The 17692-nt window shown below is 35.4% G+C and carries 18 protein-coding genes and 1 tRNA gene; 10 read left to right on the top strand and 9 right to left on the bottom strand.

Annotated elements, in window-relative coordinates; all coding sequences use genetic code 11:
- Window positions 1-155: 155 nt before the first annotated feature.
- The 4 genes from FDM27_RS03415 to FDM27_RS03400 all read right to left on the bottom strand — a co-directional run bounded on the left by FDM27_RS03415 (window position 156) and on the right by FDM27_RS03400 (window position 2779).
- Window positions 156-229: transfer RNA gene (locus FDM27_RS03415), tRNA-His, on the bottom strand.
- A 75-nt stretch (window positions 230-304) separates the two neighbouring features.
- A complete protein-coding gene (gene bshB1 / locus FDM27_RS03410; RefSeq protein ID WP_140485179.1) occupies window positions 305-1021 on the bottom strand; it encodes a bacillithiol biosynthesis deacetylase BshB1 in 717 nt (238 codons plus the stop codon).
- 222 nt (window positions 1022-1243) lie between these two features.
- A complete protein-coding gene (locus FDM27_RS03405) occupies window positions 1244-2305 on the bottom strand; it encodes a chorismate-binding protein (RefSeq protein WP_140485178.1) in 1062 nt (353 codons plus the stop codon).
- 39 nt (window positions 2306-2344) lie between these two features.
- Window positions 2345-2779 (bottom strand): PaaI family thioesterase, encoded by a 435-nt coding sequence (locus tag FDM27_RS03400; protein ID WP_071186376.1) that lies wholly within the window; start codon window positions 2777-2779, stop codon window positions 2345-2347.
- Window positions 2780-2917: 138 nt separating this feature from the next.
- On the opposite strand from FDM27_RS03400, the gene FDM27_RS03395 reads away from it, so the two are divergent.
- The 7 genes from FDM27_RS03395 (at window position 2918) to FDM27_RS03365 (ending at window position 12393) form a co-directional block, all read left to right on the top strand.
- Window positions 2918-4432, top strand: a complete 1515-nt coding sequence (locus tag FDM27_RS03395; protein WP_140485177.1) for a hypothetical protein — start codon at window positions 2918-2920, stop codon at window positions 4430-4432.
- Between the two features lie 283 nt (window positions 4433-4715).
- A complete protein-coding gene (gene purL / locus FDM27_RS03390) occupies window positions 4716-8369 on the top strand; it encodes a phosphoribosylformylglycinamidine synthase (protein ID WP_140485176.1) in 3654 nt (1217 codons plus the stop codon).
- A gap of 130 nt (window positions 8370-8499) precedes the next feature.
- Entirely contained in the window at window positions 8500-8940 is a 441-nt protein-coding gene (locus FDM27_RS03385) for a DUF2059 domain-containing protein (protein ID WP_140485175.1), read from the top strand.
- 65 nt (window positions 8941-9005) lie between these two features.
- Window positions 9006-9434, top strand: a complete 429-nt coding sequence (locus tag FDM27_RS03380; RefSeq protein WP_140485174.1) for an HIT family protein — start codon at window positions 9006-9008, stop codon at window positions 9432-9434.
- Window positions 9435-9754: 320 nt separating this feature from the next.
- Window positions 9755-10132: a hypothetical protein gene (locus FDM27_RS03375; protein WP_140485173.1), complete on the top strand. Its 378-nt coding sequence runs from the start codon at window positions 9755-9757 to the stop codon at window positions 10130-10132.
- Between the two features lie 64 nt (window positions 10133-10196).
- Window positions 10197-11612 carry a PLP-dependent aminotransferase family protein gene (locus FDM27_RS03370; protein ID WP_140485172.1) on the top strand — a complete coding sequence of 472 codons (1416 nt, stop codon included), beginning with the start codon at window positions 10197-10199 and terminating at the stop codon, window positions 11610-11612.
- A gap of 1 nt (window position 11613) precedes the next feature.
- Window positions 11614-12393: a PhzF family phenazine biosynthesis protein gene (locus FDM27_RS03365; protein WP_140485171.1), complete on the top strand. Its 780-nt coding sequence runs from the start codon at window positions 11614-11616 to the stop codon at window positions 12391-12393.
- An 88-nt stretch (window positions 12394-12481) separates the two neighbouring features.
- On the opposite strand, the gene FDM27_RS03360 is transcribed toward FDM27_RS03365, so the two are convergent.
- The 4 genes from FDM27_RS03360 to FDM27_RS03345 all read right to left on the bottom strand — a co-directional run bounded on the left by FDM27_RS03360 (window position 12482) and on the right by FDM27_RS03345 (window position 14066).
- Entirely contained in the window at window positions 12482-12670 is a 189-nt protein-coding gene (locus FDM27_RS03360) for a hypothetical protein (protein ID WP_071185330.1), read from the bottom strand.
- Between the two features lie 130 nt (window positions 12671-12800).
- The gene (locus FDM27_RS03355) at window positions 12801-13352 is read right to left on the bottom strand and encodes a hypothetical protein (RefSeq protein ID WP_140485170.1); all 552 of its coding nucleotides are present in this window, start codon (window positions 13350-13352) and stop codon (window positions 12801-12803) included.
- Between the two features lie 2 nt (window positions 13353-13354).
- Entirely contained in the window at window positions 13355-13834 is a 480-nt protein-coding gene (locus FDM27_RS03350; protein WP_140485169.1) for an RNA polymerase sigma factor, read from the bottom strand.
- Between the two features lie 43 nt (window positions 13835-13877).
- Window positions 13878-14066: a hypothetical protein gene (locus FDM27_RS03345; RefSeq protein ID WP_140485168.1), complete on the bottom strand. Its 189-nt coding sequence runs from the start codon at window positions 14064-14066 to the stop codon at window positions 13878-13880.
- 135 nt (window positions 14067-14201) lie between these two features.
- Here FDM27_RS03345 and FDM27_RS03340 point away from each other — a divergent pair, with 135 nt between their 5' ends.
- Genes FDM27_RS03340 through FDM27_RS03330 form a run of 3 tightly spaced genes read left to right on the top strand, consistent with a single transcriptional unit; the run spans window position 14202 to window position 15965 of the window.
- Window positions 14202-14540: an ArsR/SmtB family transcription factor gene (locus FDM27_RS03340; protein ID WP_140485167.1), complete on the top strand. Its 339-nt coding sequence runs from the start codon at window positions 14202-14204 to the stop codon at window positions 14538-14540.
- On the top strand, window positions 14518-15021 hold the full coding sequence (locus tag FDM27_RS03335; protein ID WP_140485166.1) for an SRPBCC domain-containing protein: 504 nt from the start codon (window positions 14518-14520) through the stop codon (window positions 15019-15021). Before FDM27_RS03340 ends, FDM27_RS03335 begins: the two co-directional genes overlap by 23 nt.
- The gene (locus FDM27_RS03330) at window positions 15018-15965 is read left to right on the top strand and encodes a DUF6807 family protein (RefSeq protein WP_140485165.1); all 948 of its coding nucleotides are present in this window, start codon (window positions 15018-15020) and stop codon (window positions 15963-15965) included. The genes FDM27_RS03335 and FDM27_RS03330 overlap by 4 nt, the downstream gene beginning before the upstream one ends.
- 118 nt (window positions 15966-16083) lie before the next feature.
- Here the strand turns inward: FDM27_RS03330 and FDM27_RS03325 are convergent, their stop codons facing one another.
- A complete protein-coding gene (locus FDM27_RS03325; RefSeq protein WP_140485164.1) occupies window positions 16084-17616 on the bottom strand; it encodes a SulP family inorganic anion transporter in 1533 nt (510 codons plus the stop codon).
- Window positions 17617-17692 lie beyond the last annotated feature (76 nt).

The raw sequence follows: 17692 nt of genomic DNA, 5'->3' as shown, positions 1-17692 counted from the left end.
TAAAAAATCCTATTTTGAACTGATGTTCAAAATAGGATTTTTTAGTTACAAAAAGGAAGTTTTGAAAGCAATTTCGATTTTTTGAATTTTCTAAAATTCCTCAAAATTCAATATACAAAAAAAGCCTCTTCTTTCGAAGAGGCTTTTGCATTTTGGGTGGATGACCGGGTTCGAACCGGCGACCCTCGGCACCACAAACCGATGCTCTAACCAGCTGAGCTACAACCACCATTTGCTTTGCGGTTGCAAATATACAACGTTTATTGACTTCTGCAAACTATTTTTCTAAAAAAAACCAATAAAATTACAGCAAATCCGCTAAACTATTGACAACCAAACATCTTTCAACTGTAAATCCTTCAGCATAATCTACACCAACGAGCCTTCCTAAGTCTCTGGAACGGTAATTTAAACTCTCAAAGAAGTTTTTTGAGGTAATTGGCGACTCCGGTTCTGTAGAATTCGGATCATAAAACTGAGAACGATAGGCTAAAATGGCTTCAATTTTCTTATCGGTGAATCCTGTAATATCCACTACAAAGTCAGGTTCAATGTTTTTCCACTGGATATAATGGTACACTAATTTAGGTCTCCAGGCATTTTGCTGCTCTCCTTCCAACTCGGTTTCAATTTTCATCAAACCCGATAAAAAACAAGCGTCAGAAACTAATTTACTTCCCTTTGCATGATCAATATGACGGTCATCTATGGCATTGCATAAAACAATTTCAGGTTTATATTTCCGAATCATTTTGATGATTTCTAATTGGTGTTTTTCATCATTGACAAAAAAACCGTCTCTCATATTCAAATTCTCTCTTACTGAAACTCCTAATATCTTGGCAGCAGCAGCAGCTTCTTCATCTCTAATTTCCGCCGAACCACGGGTTCCTAATTCCCCTCTGGTTAAATCAACAATACCTACCTTTTTCCCTAAGGAAACCTCTTTTAAAATTGTTCCCGCACAACCCAATTCTACATCATCGGGATGAGCTCCAAAAGCTAATATATCTAGTTTCATTATTTTAATATTTTCCCTCCCTCAGCCCCCTCCGAAGGAAGGGGAAACTTTACGGAGTTTTATTGTGTTTTATTTATTCTAATTTCTATTTTTTTTACAGCAAAGAAAAGAAGTCCTTCTACAAGCTCAGGATGACACGCTAACTACACAAAGTTTTTAAATTCTGCCTTCTCTATTCTAAAAACTGCCTTCTCCAAACTCCCAACTCCCAACTTCTAACTTCTAAAGCACACTCTTCATCGTCATGGATTTATTCACACTTTCATTCCACTCTTTTTGCGGAATACTTTCTTTGGTAATACCACAACCCATATACAAATGCGCTGTTTTTTCCTTTATTTGCATGCAACGTAAATTCACATACAAATCGGATTTTTGTTTTTTCTCAGCAAAATCTTTCTTATTCAATTCGCCCAGAAAACCAGTGTAATACTCTCTATCATAAATTTCATTTTCTATAATAAAATCTTTAGCAGCCTGTTTTGGCAAACCACAAACAGCAGGTGTTGGATGCAAAACTGAAACCACCTGATTCAATTTTGATTCTTTATTAATTACTCCTTCAATATCCGTTTTTATATGCAAAACATTTCCGGCCTGAACCGTATATGGACTGGAAATAGCAACTTCAGAAGTCAGTCCTTTCAGGTTTTCTAAGATAAAATCGGTTACAAATTGCTGTTCTTCTATCTCTTTAGATTCCCAAATCACATCTGTTTTTCCTTCAAAATTCTGTGTTCCCGCTAATGCCATAGTACAGAATTTTTTTCGGCTGGCTTTTAGCAATCGTTCCGGTGTTGCTCCCATCCACAAACCTATTTTGGGGTGGTACCAGCAATAACAAAAAACCGCCGGAAAACGATGAATCAGTCTTGTAAAAACAGTGACCAAATCAAAATCAGGCACATCTAAGATTTCTTTTCGGGACAAAACAACCTTGACAAACTCCCCTTTTTCAATAGCTTTAACTGCTTTTTGAATTAGATTTTCAAAATGTGCTTTTTGCTGTTGATTTTCTTCGGTAACTAAACCAACCGTATGATTCTCTTCAAAAGAATCAATTTCTGATTCCCAAATGACCGATTGATTTTTGGGTATCAATATCATCTGATTGCCATTGAAAGGAGCAAAAACAAAACCTGTTTCGTCCAAAGTTTCAGCAAAATACAAATGGTCATTTTTTTGAAAAAAACCTCTCACCTCCGATTTATATGGCTTACTATAAATAACAAAAGGCAATTTTTGAGCTTCTTGTTGCTTTACTTTTATAAAAAAATCAATCATACGTTAATTTTATTAAAGGTTTGTTTCTATTCAAAAAGTTTAATGTGTTTTCTTTCTTTTTGGCAAAACCATATTGGTCAGTTTGCAAAGCGAAATCAGATTATCTCTTTCGTCAACAATGCGAATTTCCCATAAATGAATACTTGCCCCCTGATGAATGATTTTTGCAGTAGCAGTAACTACACCTTCACGCTTGGATTTTAAATGATTGGCCGAAATTTCTATACCACGTACTTCGCTAACTTCCGGATTGATGAATATAAAGGAAGCGGCACTGCCTACACTCTCTGCCAAAGCTACCGTAGCACCTCCGTGTAACAAGCCCATCGGTTGATGAACACTCGAATTTACCGGCATTTTAGCAACTAGAAAACCTTCGCCAGCATCAATATATTCAATATTTAAGGTTTCCATTAAAGTATTTTTTGAAATACGATTACAGTATTCCAATATCTTTTCTTTATCGAATGTCATGAATTTTATTTTAATCGATTGTAAAAATAAAGAAAGAATAGATACTAGCATCCAAATAACAAGCATATTCTGCAATCCATTTTAAAATTAAATCTCAACAAATAAGATTTTTTCTATTTTTACCAAAAAACAAAACGCATGCGTCCTTTTTCGCTATTATTTATCTTCGGAATCTTATTTTCTATCTGTTCTTGCCGTACTGATTTTTCTACTGTACCGAGTAATGGAAAATTAGTTTTTTCAAGAGATACCGTTTTTCTAGATACTGTTTTTTCAACTATCAGTTCGAGTACTTATTTATTGAAAGTCTATAATCACAGCAAAAATGATATTAGTATTCCAACGATTAAATTTGGTAAAGGTTTAAATTCTAAATACCGCATGACCGTTGACGGAATGCAGGGTGAGGACAATAAAATCTTCAATAATGTAACTTTATTAGCCAAAGACAGCCTTTATGTTTTTATTGAAACCACTCCAAATAATTCAAATGCGAATCCTGTCGATTTTTTATATACTGACAACATTGAATTTGACAGCGGTACTAACTTGCAAAAAGTGGCCTTACTGACCTTGGTGAAAGATGCGGTTTTTCTGTATCCAAAGCGCTTCAACGATGGCACCACCGAATCCGTAACTTTTGATAACACAAAACTAAACGGTTTTTACCTGGACGAAAATGATGCGACCAATGGCAACGAATTGCATTTTACCAATCAAAAAGCATATGTAATTTACGGCTATGCCACCGTTCCTGAAGGCAAAACAGTTATTTTTGATGCAGGAGCCCGCGTTTATTTTCATGCTAATTCGGGTTTGATTGTACCCCAATCGGCTACTTTGGAATGCAACGGAACTGTTTCAACCACTAACAAACAAGAAAACGAAATTATTTTTGAAGGCGACCGTCTCGAAGCAGATTACGCCAATGTTCCCGGGCAATGGGCTACCATCTGGCTTCGTGACGGCAGTACGGCTCACAAAATCAATCACCTTACAATTAAAAACGCTAGCATTGGTTTGCGAATTGACAATCAGGATCAAACTACCGTTTCGATAAAAAATAGCCAAATTTATAATTCGTCCAATTACGGAATTCTGGCTCAAAATGCTAAAATTGAAGGCGAAAATATCGTTATTAATACAGCCGGAAAAGCCACATTGGCATGTACTTACGGAGGGAATTACCTATTTACACATTGTACTTTTAACAACAATTGGAACAACGCCCAACAATTCGCTCTAACGATAAATAATTTCAAAACAGGCGCAAATCCTGAAGCAAAAGATTTAACCAAAGCCACTTTTAACAATTGTATCATTTATGGCACCTATTCAAGCGAATTCAATTTGGACAAAAACAATGCAGCATCTTTTGAATACCAATTCAACAATTGTCTGTTAAAATCGGATGCGAGCAGCTCGAATCCATTATATAATTTCTTAGGTGATGCGACACATTACAAAAACATAATTCTAAACCAAAACCCTCGCTTTTTTGATATTGCAAAAAACAAACTCAACATTGACAATACTTCTGCCGCTTTCGCAAAAGGAAATCCCGCTTATTTAATTCCGCAGGACATCAACGGAAAAACCAGGACTTCTCCTCCTGATTTGGGTGCTTATCAAAGTATGGCGTTTCCTAAATAAGTTTAAAAATTACCGCAGATTCGCAGATTTTTTAGTTTAATTTGCAATTCCGACAAAGGAGGAATCTCATCAATTGACTCACACAACGGAGATTCCTACTTCGTCAGGAATGACAAGATTGAGTAAACACTAAAAATAAAACTCTGTCTGAATTCTACCTTCTACAATCTTAAAAAGAGCACCAAAACATACTAAAAACGACTACTTTAAAAAGTCTTTTTTACACTTGTCGGTACTGTTTTTTTAACCTAAATTTGCATCGCAATTCATCAAATACAAAATAATGATTCATTTCTTTGAAAACCAAAGCAACGCAATTTTTGCCGTACAAACACAAGGCGAAATTTCGGCTCAAGATATTTCTAAACTGAACTGGCTTTTTGCCAATGCAAATAAGATAGAGAAATCCGTATTGACGGATTTTTTTGTTGGTCCTCGCGCCACGATGATTACGCCTTGGAGTACCAATGCCGTAGAAATCACTCAAAATATGGGGATTTCCGGAATCATTCGTATCGAAGAATTTCACAAAGCAACGGAAGATTTCACTGATTTCGACCCTATGCTTTCTCAAAAATATACCGAATTAAATCAGGACATTTTTACCATCAATATACAACCGGAAGCTATTTTGAATATTGATGATATTGACGCTTACAACAAACAGGAAGGTCTGGCTTTAAGCTCAGAAGAAGTTGAATATTTAGATAATTTGGCCACCAAATTAGGAAGAAAACTAACTGATTCTGAAATTTTTGCTTTCTCACAAGCTAATTCGGAGCACTGTCGTCACAAGATTTTCAACGGAACTTTTGTTATTGATGGTATTGAAAAAGAAACTTCTCTTTTTAAATTAATCAAGAAAACATCTCAGGAAAATCCTAACGATATTGTTTCGGCTTACAAAGACAATGTGGCTTTTGTAAAAGGGCCAAGAGTACAACAATTTGCTCCAAAAACTGCTGACAAACCTGATTTTTACGCAATAAAAGAATTTGATTCAGTTATCTCTTTAAAAGCAGAAACGCATAATTTCCCAACTACTGTAGAGCCTTTCAACGGTGCTGCAACAGGTTCAGGAGGAGAAATCCGTGACCGTTTGGCTGGTGGACAAGGTTCGTTGCCATTAGCAGGAACTGCAGTTTACATGACTTCTTATTCCCGTTTGGCTAATGACAGAAACTGGGAAAATGGAGTTGCCGAAAGAAAATGGTTGTACCAAACGCCAATGGATATTTTGATCAAAGCTTCGAATGGAGCTTCTGATTTCGGAAATAAATTTGGACAACCGCTTATTACAGGTTCGCTTTTAACATTCGAACACGAAGAAAACGACCGTAAAATTGGTTACGACAAAGTAATCATGCAAGCGGGAGGAATTGGTTTTGGAAAATTAGATCAGGCTATCAAACACAAACCAAAAGAAGGCGATAAAATCGTTATCCTTGGTGGAGAAAATTACAGAATCGGAATGGGTGGTGCTGCAGTTTCTTCAGCAGATACTGGTGCTTTCGGTTCAGGAATCGAGTTAAATGCTATTCAGCGTTCAAACCCTGAAATGCAAAAACGTGCTGCCAATGCCATTCGTGGATTGGTAGAAAGTGATAACAACCCAATTGTTTCTATTCACGATCACGGTGCCGGTGGACACTTAAACTGTCTTTCGGAATTAGTGGAAGATACAGGAGGATTAATCGACTTAGACAAATTGCCTGTGGGAGACCCTACCCTTTCGGCAAAAGAAATTATTGGTAACGAATCTCAGGAAAGAATGGGATTGGTTATTGGTAAAAAAGATATTGACACCTTACAAAGAATTGCCGACAGAGAGCGTTCGCCAATGTATCAGGTGGGAGATGTAACTGCTGACCACCGTTTTACTTTCGAATCAAAATCGACTGGTGCTAAACCAATGGATTATGCTTTGGAAGACTTCTTCGGAAGTTCTCCAAAAACAATAATGACAGACAAAACTGTTGATTATAATTATGCAGCATTAGACTATTCAGTAAAAAATATTGCTACTTATTTAGAGCAAGTATTGCAATTAGAGGCTGTAGCCTGTAAAGACTGGTTAACAAACAAAGTAGATCGTTGTGTAGGTGGAAAAGTAGCCAAACAACAAACTGCAGGACCATTGCAATTGCCATTGAACAATTGCGGTGTAATGGCTTTGGATTTTCAGGGAAAAGAAGGAATTGCAACGTCAATAGGACACGCTCCTATTGCTTCACTAATTGATCCTGTTGCTGGAACAAGAACTGCTATTGCCGAATCCTTATCGAATATTGTTTGGGCTCCAATTAAAGACGGATTGAAAGGAATTTCTCTTTCAGCAAACTGGATGTGGGCTTGTAAAAACGAAGGTGAAGACGCTCGTTTGTATGCTGCTGTTGAAGCTTGTTCTGACTTTGCCATCGAATTGGGAATCAATATTCCAACAGGAAAAGATTCGCTTTCGATGAAACAAAAATATCCAAATGATGAAGTAATTGCACCGGGAACGGTAATTATTTCAGCAGCCGGTAACTGTACTGACATTAGAAAAGTAGTAGAACCTGTTTTACAAAAAGACGGTGCTTCTATTTATTATATCAATTTATCTCAGGACGAATTCAAATTAGGAGGATCTTCTTTGGCACAAACTTTAAATGCTATTGGTAACGAAGCACCAACTATCAAAGATGCTGCGTTCTTTAAAAAGGCTTTCAACACGATTCAGGAATTAATTTTGGATAACCAAATCGTAGCGGGTCACGATATTGGAAGTGGTGGTTTGATTACTACTTTATTAGAAATGTGTTTTGCTGATGTGAATTTAGGAGCAAAAATTGATTTCTCTGTTTTCGAAGAAAAAGACATCATCAAATATTTATTTGCTGAGAACATCGGTATTGTTTTCCAGGCGAAAGAAGATGCTGTTATAGAAAACAAATTGAATGCTAACGGAGTTTCGTTCTACAAACTAGGAACTGCAACTAATGAAGCTACCTTAGACTTTGGTCCTTGTAAATTAGACATTGCTAAATACAGAGACGTTTGGTTTAAAACTTCATTCTTGTTAGACCAAAAACAATCTAAAAACGGAACTGCACAAGAGCGTTACGATAACTATAAAAACCAGGCGTTAAACTTTAGTTTCCCTGCTCATTTTACAGGAAAAAAACCTGAAATTGATGCTTCGAAACCAAGACCAAAAGCAGCTATTATCCGTGAAAAAGGAAGTAACTCCGAGCGTGAAATGGCTAATGCGATGTACTTGGCAGGTTTTGATGTAAAAGACGTTCACATGACCGATTTGATTTCTGGTCGTGAGACTCTTGAAGATATTCAGTTCATCGGAGCTGTGGGTGGATTCTCTAACTCAGATGTTTTAGGTTCTGCTAAAGGTTGGGCCGGAGCATTCAAATACAACGAAAAAGCCAATACAGCCCTGAAAAACTTCTTCAAAAGAGAAGACACTTTATCTGTTGGAATCTGTAACGGTTGTCAATTGTTTATGGAATTAGAAGTAATCAATCCTGAGCACGAAGTACACGGAAAAATGTTGCACAACAACAGTCACAAACACGAGAGTATCTTTACTTCGGTAACCGTACAGGAAAACAATTCGGTAATGTTGTCAACTTTAGCTGGTGCAACTTTAGGAGTTTGGGTTTCTCACGGTGAAGGTAAATTTAATTTACCAATGGGTGAAGAAAATTACAACATCGTAGGTAAATACGGTTATGAAGGATATCCTGCAAACCCTAATGGTTCTAATTTCAACACAGCCATGTTATGTGATGCTACAGGACGTCATCTAGTTACTATGCCGCACATTGAACGTTCTGTTTTCCAATGGAACTGGGCTAATTATCCAGGCAACAGAAACGACGAGGTTACTCCTTGGCAAGAAGCATTTGTTAATGCCAGAAAATGGTTGGAGAAAAAATAATTTTAGTTTTTAAATAATGGAAAGCGTTCTCGGAAGGGAACGCTTTTTTTGTGAGATAATTTTTAATTAACAAATTATAAATCCTTACATTTGGCTTTACATTAGCCATAAAAACAGCAAATAAAAAACCATGAAAAAATCACTATTAATTTTAAGCTTCTGCGTACTTTCTCTTTCAGCAAACGCACAAAGCACTTCAAAAATCCAAAAAATAAATCAACTACTGGAATTGACCGGTTCGGGAAAAATGGCAATACAAATGATGAATCAAATGATGGGCAGTCTTAAAATTAGTCATTCTAAAACTAGTGAGGATTTTTTGAAAGAATTCAAAAAAGAAGTAAAAGCAGAAGATATAACAAATATGATTATTCCTATTTATGATAAACATTATACTGAAAGTGATATAGACCAATTGATTGCATTTTATAATTCCCCTATTGGAAAAAAAATGATTAGCACCATGCCACAAGTAATGCAAGAATCGATGATTGTGGGGCAAAACTGGGCAAAACAAATTATCGAAAAATCTCAGGCTAAACTTAAAGAAAAAAACAATTTGGAAAAGTAATATAGTATGGATAGTTTTGCTTAAGTCTATCAAAATACCAATATCAATTTATAAAATAAAAAATCATGCCATCACCAGTTTCTGAATGTTTGTATTGCCAGGAAAACGAAACCTTACACAACCTAATGATTAAAATTACCGACCTGAAAGTATCACAATTGTTCTTATTTAAAGAGCAATCATACACTGGCCGTTTAAATGTAGTTTACAAAGATCACGGAGTTGAATTTCATGAACTAAGCGAAGAACAACGCAATGCTTTTATGGATGACGTTGCTACCACTGCAAATGCTATTGCGAAAGTTTTTAATCCTGATAAAATCAATTACGGGGCTTTTTCGGATAAATTATCGCACTTACATTTTCATATCGTACCTAAATATGCAGATGGCTATGGTTTTGGAAATGTTTTCGAAATGAATCCAAACAAAGTAGCACTTTCTGATGCTGAATACGATGCTATCATTGAAAAAATTAAAGCAAACTTAAAATAGTCTTCCAACTTTACAAAACGAAATCCTCTTTTTAAATCCGTTTAAAAAGAGGATTTTTTTACCATGTTCTATGAATAATAGGAACACGAACCTGTCTGCCGACAGGCAGGTTAAACTGATTTTAGCAGATTAACTCAGATTAAAATTAAGACAAGTTAATAAAAATCTGGTTTTATCCGTTCAATCCGTTTCATCTGTGGACCATTATTTTAGTCTGCTTAAGCTGACACAATTAACAAACTGTACCCGTAAACAACAACATTTCTGTATCTGTACTTATCTTTTTGGAATGGATAATTTTACTTTCTAAATATCAAAGTATGGAAACAATTATCAAACAACAGCAAAATCTAAACTTCAGAGCGGTTACAATCTCTGATATGAATGCAATTGTAAAGCTTTACCAGGAACAAAAAACAACATTAGATTCAGCATTAACAAATCAGTTTGGCCTACCTTTTTATGTAGCCGAATTGAACAGTAAAATTGTTGGATACTCTTGTGCAACTACAAATATTCCAAACAATTACCAGATAAATACCTATATTGATTCTCCATTTTCTAATGATTACGTTAACGAAAGTTTAGCGCAGGAATCTGCCATTTTTTTCAAAAATGAATGGCAAAATGGTCATTATAAAAATCTATCCACAGCTATAAATCAATTGGTTAATTGGTTAAACAATTCCAATTCCTAACACTCAAATGGTTACAGTTATAATTTTTATTACTTTTATAGGACACAAATAACACAATCATAAAATGTCGAAAGAAATTTTATATCTAAAGATTGCAAAAATAATCGAAGAGCAAATTGCAACTGGAACCCTCAAAACAGGAGAAAAGCTGCCGTCTATTCGTACCGTACAAAAAATCTACAACGTCAGCATCAACACGGTAAAACAGGCTTTTTTAGAATTAGAAAGCAAATCTTTAATAGAATCCCGACCAAAATCAGGTTATTATGTCAGCAGAGCTTTCAATACCCGACTGGCACTTCCTTCGATAAACAAACTCCATTTATCCGACAAAGAAAAGACTCCTGAAGACTTAATCGGTAAGGTATTCAATACTTTGACCAATAAAGACTTCACACAGTTTTCACTGGGAGTTGTGGATAAAAGTATGCTGCCCATTGCTAAACTCAACAAAGGTATTATAAAAGTATTACGCAATTTAGAAGACAGCGGAACAGGCTACGAACCAGCACAGGGAAACATCAATTTGAGGAGAAATATTGCCAAATGGTCTTTTACCTGGGATGGCCATTTAACAGAAGATGATATTGTAACTACCTTCGGAGCACTAAATGCGCTATTTTATTCTTTAATAACTGTAACTAATCCCGGAGATACGGTTGCCATTGAAAGTCCTGTTTATTTTGGTATTTTGCAAATGATAAAATCACTGGGGTTAAATATTATTGAACTTCCTACGCATCCTGTTACAGGTGTGGCCATCGAAGATTTAAAAAAAGTACTACCTAAAATAAAAGCCTGTTGTTTTGTCACCAATTTCAACAATCCTTTGGGAAGTTGCATGCCTGAAGAAAACAAAAAAGAAGTGGTTCGTTTGCTTACAAATCATAATATTCCTTTGATAGAAGACGATTTATATGGTGATTTATTTTTTGGCCCCAGCCGACCAAAACCTTGTAAAGCTTTTGACGAAGCTGGGATTGTCATGTGGTGTGGTTCGGTGTCTAAAACCTTAGCTCCGGGTTATCGTGTGGGCTGGGTTTCACCCGGTAAGTTTAAAGAAAAAATGATTCGAAAAAAACTATTGCATACCATGTCGAGTCCGCCTCTTTTTCAGGAAGTAATTGCTGATTTTATGGAATATGGCCGCTACGAACATCATTTAAGAGGATTACGAAATACGTTATATAATAACTATTTGTTTTTTCAACGCACTATTGAAGAATATTTTCCCGAAAATACTAAAATTTCTAAACCACAGGGCGGATTTGTTTTATGGCTAGAGCTAGATCCAAAAATTGATACTGCAGTCTTATATGACATTGCTGTACAGCATAAAATAGGTTTTGCTCCGGGAAGAATGTTTACGCAACACGATCAATACAACAATTGTATGCGATTGAATTTTGCCATAAAATGGGATGAAAAAGTCGAGCACAGCCTCAAAAGTCTGGGTACATTAATCAAACAACAACTATAAGATGAAAATATATCAAATTGATGCCTTCACTAAAAGCGTTTTTTCCGGAAATCCAGCTGCCGTTTGTCCACTTGAGGAATGGTTAAGTGATAAAATCATGCAAAAAATTGCCGCCGAAAACAATCTGGCTGAAACTGCTTTTTATGTAAAAAATGGCGATAAATATGATATCAGATGGTTTACTCCTCAAACTGAAGTTGACCTTTGCGGACACGCAACTCTGGCGGCAGCTTTTGTTTTATTCAATTATGAAAATCATAACGATTCGATTATTACATTTCACTCACCCAGAAGCGGAGATTTGACAGTAACCAAGGAAGGCGATTTACTTTCGTTAAACTTTCCCGTTGATGAATTTGAACCAATTCCTTTGACAAATGAAATCTGTGATGCCTTTGACAGTAAACCTCAACTGGCTTATAAGGGAAAAACCGACTACATGCTCGTTTTTAATACTGAAGAAGAAATACTGAACTTAAATCCCAATTTCATTAAGCTTTCAAAACTCCCGGTGCGTGGAATTATTGTTACCGCCAAGGGAAACAACTCCGATTTTGTTTCTCGATTTTTTGCACCTCAATCCGGTATTAATGAAGATCCGGTAACCGGTTCAGCACATACCACTCTTATTCCGTATTGGGCAAAAAAACAGAATAAAACAACATTATCAGCTATCCAACTTTCGGAACGAAAAGGTTATCTAGAATGTGAACTTTTAGAAAACAGAGTTCGCATTAGCGGATACGCTATGTGTTATTTGATTGGGGAATATTTTTTATAAAAAAGAAAAGCCACTTTAAAACTAAAGCGGCTTTCTTTAAAAATTTATCAAACCCTAAAATGACAAATTCTATATTTTCTATTTTATATTAATCGATTTCTAATGAAATGTTTTCCATAAAAATTTGTGGTTCTCTTTCATTTTGCCAATAATCAGCAAGAATACTCAAAACAACATCTTTTAATCCACTGAAAGAACTTTCTAATTGATGTTCTTCGTCTTTGATTACTTCAATAAGTAAATCATTTACTTTTCTAATCTTATCTGAATTTGTCATCTTGTCTATAATTAGTTCGTTAATTATTTCCTTTTTTATTCGAAGTAAAAGTATATGAATTCGCTTTTTATAGCAATACCCACTTTTAGTGATTTTTTGATAATAAATTAAGAAAAAACAACGTATTATCTTACTGCGAATCGAAAAACGTTACAATCACACTTTTAAGCATACTCAAACGCTTTCTCCAAATTCGATATAAACCAAGCAATTGAATTAAAAAAACAATTATAATAAATACCAATAAAAAATACTTAGCGGTGGTAAAATGAATATTGTAACTAAAAAACAGCAACAATCCACACACAAAACCTATTCTACTAATTATGGCAATAAGAGCATATTTTTTTAAGCTATAATAAAGACGTTCTAAAGCGACTTTAATATTCGAACCATTTGCTAAATACTTATTATAATGATAACCATAAATGCTATGTAATATTGGCATTAAAAGAGTGCTTATCAAAACTAAATTCACCCAAAAGGGCTTAGTTGCTCCATCAAACATTGAATAATACACCATTAAAAATAAACTCCATGCCATAACTTCAATCACAATTTGTTTTCGGATTGATTTTAAAACGGGATGCTTGTTTTCTTGTAACATCAATAATAGTGTTTCCTCGCTTTTGGGAATGGACTGTACCGCATTCCAATCGGATTTTAAATCGTCTATTTCCATGATTATTTCATTAAGGTTTTTATTTTGGCTTTAACGCGATTGAGTTTTACACCAACATAATTTTCATTGATTCCCGTAATTTCAGCTATTTGCTGATAAGACAATTCTTCAAAATACAAGGCTATCAAGGCTTTTTCGCTATCGTCTAATAATTTTAAAACGGCAAACAATCGTTCTTGTCTTAATTCGATTTCATCATTTGGATGTTCTTCTTCAAAATCAGGCAATTGGTCTAAATAATTTATTGAAGTCGTTTTTTTTCGAAAAGAAGCCAAAGCTGTATTCAAAGCAATACGATACATCCAGGTACTTATTTTTGCATCTCCTCTAAATTTAGAATAGGATTTCCAGAGTTGAAAAACAATTTCCTGAAATAAATCTTCACGATCTTCATGACTATCACGGTACAACCGACAAAGTTTATGAATCATCGCATTGTATCGGGAAAGTGTGGCTAAAAATTCTTTTTCAATGGATTCCATTTACTATCATTTCATTTCGAAAACCAACTAAGATAAGCTAATCTTATTCATTTTCAATATTTAATTCTTTCTTTATCAAACGAATATCTTCAATAATTTGCTCATTTTGAAGTTTTAAACTATCCAGCTGTTCCTGAAGATTCTCATCTCTTAATTTTAATCTTCCTTCTGGCGAAGATTCTTTTCCACAACTCACTACTCCAAAAAGCAGCATCATTAAAATTGCTCTCATAACTATTATTTTTACCTCATTAGTTGTTATCATTTCAAAAAACTTACAACAAAATCAAAAATATCTGAAAAAAAATATTGCGCAACCAATTAATTGCATTAAATTTGAAACCAATTGGTTTCTTAATTTTTAAAAATGAGAAGAGATATTTTTCAGGCTATTGCCGATCCTACCCGACGTGCCATAATAAGTCTCATCGCTGTTCAGGCGATGACACCTAATGCCATCGCAGAACATTTTGAAACCAGCAGACAAGCTATTTCTAAACATTTGCGTATTCTTTCGGAATGTGACTTAATCCAACAAGAACAAAAAGGAAGGGAAATTTATTACCAATTGGAAGTAAACAAAATGAAAGAAATAGACCAATGGCTAGCACAGTTTAAAGCCATCTGGGAAAATAGATTTAACGAACTTGATAACATATTAGCAAACCTTAAAAACAAAACCGATGAAAACGAATCTACAATTTGACTTCATTGTCAACAAAGAAAACAACACTGTAAACGTAACAAGAGAATTTGCGGCCAAGCTTCCATTGGTTTGGGATGCCTGGACAAAACCTGAAATATTAGATTTATGGTGGGCACCAAAGCCATATCAAACCAAAACAAAATCAATGGATTTTAGAGAAGGCGGTACTTGGTTGTATTATATGGAAAGTCCTGAAGGAGCTATACATTGGTGTAAAAATGATTATAAAAAAATTGAACTGTTAAAAAGCTTTTCTGGTTTGGATGCGTTTTGTGATGAAAACGGCACTACAAACAATGATTTTCCACGTACAGTTTGGAACAATACATTTACTGAAAATGGAGAAACTACAACAGTAACTATTGTAGCTCAATATGAAAAACTAGCCGACCTGGAACAAATCATTGCTATGGGATTCCAGGAAGGATTTACAATGGCATTGGGCAATTTGGATGATTATTTAAAAGAAGCAACAAAATGATTTTTCCCAAAAAAGCCAGTCTGGTAGCAGCAATCATTCTTTGTAGCCAAATCAATTTTGGCCAAGTCAATTTAAAAATCGAAAAGAATCGAAGCCACTTTACCGAAGGCAAAGACAGTATTTTAACATACCAAGCTTCAGAAAAATCACTTAATGGAAAATACATTCGTTCGAATTATATTCATCCATTATACACTTTGGATGGTACCGTTTTAACCGAAGATTTCCCTGTAGATCATTTGCATCATCGCGGGATTTTCTGGGCTTGGCATCAATTGTATATTGGCGACAAAAGAATTGGCAACGGCTGGGAAATTGAAAATTTTAAATGGGAAGTCAGTTCTGTAAAAGAGAAAAAACAAAAAGACAACAGCAAGGCCATACAAACTACCGTTCTTTGGAAATCGCCTTTGTGGAAATCCAAAAATGGCGTAGAGAAAGCTTTTGTAAAAGAAATGACGACTATCCAAGTCTATCCAAAACAAAAGCATTATCGTCTAATTGATATTGAAATCGCATTATTAGCACTGGAACCCAATATGAAAATTGGTGGTTCGGAAGACGAAAAAGGTTATGGTGGTTTTTCTCCTAGAATTCGCCTTAGTGATGATATTGTATTTACTAATCCAACAGGAAAAATCACTCCCACAAACCTTCCAATTCCTGCCAGCGAGTGGATGGATATTTCGGGTTCTTTGGGAAAAAATGGAAATCAAGCGGGACTCACTATTTTATGTAATCCTAAAAACCCGGGAGCTAAAAATCCCTGGATTTTGCGGGCTAAAAAAAGTATGCAAAATGCAGTCTATCCGTTTCCGGGAGCAAAAGCAGTTCCGTTATCGAATAAAAAACCAACTGTGTTGCGCTACCGATTAATCATTCACGACGATAATGCCAACAGTATCCCGATTGAAGAAATTTATAAATCATATATTATGAATTAAAAGAATACGGGCTATTTACCACAATAGCAAAGTCCAACTATTAACCACAAATTGCACAAATTTCCGCGAATTAATCTGTGGAAATTTGTGCAATTTGTGGTTATAAAAAACTTAAATATTAGTTGGAGACCACTTTATAAGTAGGATCTTCCATAATATTTACCTCAATAATTCCCTGGGCATTCTGCAACAATTGACGACAATCTTCGCTTAAATGACGTAAATAAACCGTCTTCCCTACTTTAGCATAACGCTCGGTAATTTTGTGTACGGCATCAATAGCGCTCATATCGGCAATTTTACTTTCTTCAAAATCAATAACTATTACATTTGGATCATTCAACACATCAAATTTTTCAGCAAATGCAGTAGTTGAAGCAAAAAACAAAGGACCATAAATTTCGTAATGCTTCACCCCTTTATTATCCATATATTTTTTGGCTCGAATGCGTTTTGCACTTTCCCAGGCAAAAACCAGTGCCGAAATTATAACTCCTATTAATACCGCCAAAGCCAAATTGTGCAACACAATAGTGATAAGCGCTACTGTAACACCTACAAAAATATCGTGTTTTGGCATTTTGTTGATGATTCGAAAACTAATCCATTCAAAGGTACCTATCGACACCATAATCATCACACCGACTAAGGCTGCCATTGGTAATTTTTCAATTACTGGCGCGCCAAATAACACAATACAAAGTATCGTTAAGGCTGCAACAATTCCGGACAATCGCGCTCTGGAACCTGCCGATAAATTCACCAAAGTTTGAGCAATCATAGGACAACCACCCATTCCAAAGAAAAAACCATTCAAAATATTAGCACTGCCCTGAGCCACACATTCCCTGTTTCCGTTTCCTTTTGTCCCGGTAATTTCATCCACTAAATTTAATGTCAACAAACCTTCGGTCAAGCCAACACAAGCCATAATCAAAGCATACGGAAGAATCAATTGTAAAGTTTCTAAATTCAAAGGAATATTCGGAATATGAAAAGGTGGAAATCCGCCGCTTACCAATGCAATATCAGCAACTGTTTTAGTTTGGATTCCAAAACCCAAAACCAACGCAAAAACCACCATAATTGCCACCAAAGAAGCCGGAATAGCTTTGGTTATTTTTGGAAAAAACAACACAATTCCAATGGTCAAAGCTACCAAGCCCAACATAATATACAACGGACTTCCTGACAGCCAAACACTTTCGCCATTCACTATTGTCTTAAACTGTTCGAGTTGCGACATAAATATGACTACTGCCAAACCATTTACAAAACCAAACATCACGGGCTGAGGCACTAATCGAATGAACTTTCCCAGTTTAAACAAACCTATTAAAATTTGGATTACTCCAGCCAATGCCACAGCGGCAAAAACATAATCCAAACCATGCGATTTCATTAAGGCTATCAACACAATTACGGTTGCTCCTGCTCCTCCGGAAACTAATCCCGGACGTCCGCCAAAAATTGCCGTTACCAAGCCCATTATAAAAGCAGCATACAGACCTACCAATGGCGGAAATCCTGCCAAAATTGCAAAAGAAAGCGACTCCGGAATCATGGTCATAGCCACCGTTAATCCCGCTAATATTTCGGTTTTATAATTTACTTTTTGCGAAAAATCAAATAAGTCAAAATACTGTTTCATTCTTTTGTGGAAGATTATAATATTAAAGCCAGACAATTAGTGGGCTTTTTTCAAGAATTGCAAAAGTAAGTTTTTT

This window comes from Flavobacterium sp. GSA192, assembly GCF_006386525.1.
In the GTDB taxonomy this organism is placed as follows: Bacteria; Bacteroidota; Bacteroidia; order Flavobacteriales; family Flavobacteriaceae; genus Flavobacterium; species Flavobacterium commune.
The sequence above is the reverse complement of the archived record's forward strand: the minus strand, read 5'-3'. Positions and strand labels throughout refer to the sequence as shown.

Excerpts from the sequence above, each read along its gene's own strand:
- bshB1 (WP_140485179.1), bottom strand. The coding sequence starts at position 1,021 with ATGAAACTAGATATATTAGCTTTTGGAGCTCATCCCGATGATGTAGAA.
- FDM27_RS03405 (WP_140485178.1), bottom strand. The coding sequence starts at position 2,305 with ATGATTGATTTTTTTATAAAAGTAAAGCAACAAGAAGCTCAAAAATTG.
- FDM27_RS03400 (WP_071186376.1), bottom strand. The coding sequence starts at position 2,779 with ATGACATTCGATAAAGAAAAGATATTGGAATACTGTAATCGTATTTCA.
- FDM27_RS03395 (WP_140485177.1), top strand. The coding sequence starts at position 2,918 with ATGCGTCCTTTTTCGCTATTATTTATCTTCGGAATCTTATTTTCTATC.
- purL (WP_140485176.1), top strand. The coding sequence starts at position 4,716 with ATGATTCATTTCTTTGAAAACCAAAGCAACGCAATTTTTGCCGTACAA.
- FDM27_RS03385 (WP_140485175.1), top strand. The coding sequence starts at position 8,500 with ATGAAAAAATCACTATTAATTTTAAGCTTCTGCGTACTTTCTCTTTCA.
- FDM27_RS03380 (WP_140485174.1), top strand. The coding sequence starts at position 9,006 with ATGCCATCACCAGTTTCTGAATGTTTGTATTGCCAGGAAAACGAAACC.
- FDM27_RS03375 (WP_140485173.1), top strand. The coding sequence starts at position 9,755 with ATGGAAACAATTATCAAACAACAGCAAAATCTAAACTTCAGAGCGGTT.
- FDM27_RS03370 (WP_140485172.1), top strand. The coding sequence starts at position 10,197 with ATGTCGAAAGAAATTTTATATCTAAAGATTGCAAAAATAATCGAAGAG.
- FDM27_RS03365 (WP_140485171.1), top strand. The coding sequence starts at position 11,614 with ATGAAAATATATCAAATTGATGCCTTCACTAAAAGCGTTTTTTCCGGA.
- FDM27_RS03360 (WP_071185330.1), bottom strand. The coding sequence starts at position 12,670 with ATGACAAATTCAGATAAGATTAGAAAAGTAAATGATTTACTTATTGAA.
- FDM27_RS03355 (WP_140485170.1), bottom strand. The coding sequence starts at position 13,352 with ATGGAAATAGACGATTTAAAATCCGATTGGAATGCGGTACAGTCCATT.
- FDM27_RS03350 (WP_140485169.1), bottom strand. The coding sequence starts at position 13,834 with ATGGAATCCATTGAAAAAGAATTTTTAGCCACACTTTCCCGATACAAT.
- FDM27_RS03345 (WP_140485168.1), bottom strand. The coding sequence starts at position 14,066 with ATGAGAGCAATTTTAATGATGCTGCTTTTTGGAGTAGTGAGTTGTGGA.
- FDM27_RS03340 (WP_140485167.1), top strand. The coding sequence starts at position 14,202 with ATGAGAAGAGATATTTTTCAGGCTATTGCCGATCCTACCCGACGTGCC.
- FDM27_RS03335 (WP_140485166.1), top strand. The coding sequence starts at position 14,518 with ATGAAAACGAATCTACAATTTGACTTCATTGTCAACAAAGAAAACAAC.
- FDM27_RS03330 (WP_140485165.1), top strand. The coding sequence starts at position 15,018 with ATGATTTTTCCCAAAAAAGCCAGTCTGGTAGCAGCAATCATTCTTTGT.
- FDM27_RS03325 (WP_140485164.1), bottom strand. The coding sequence starts at position 17,616 with ATGAAACAGTATTTTGACTTATTTGATTTTTCGCAAAAAGTAAATTAT.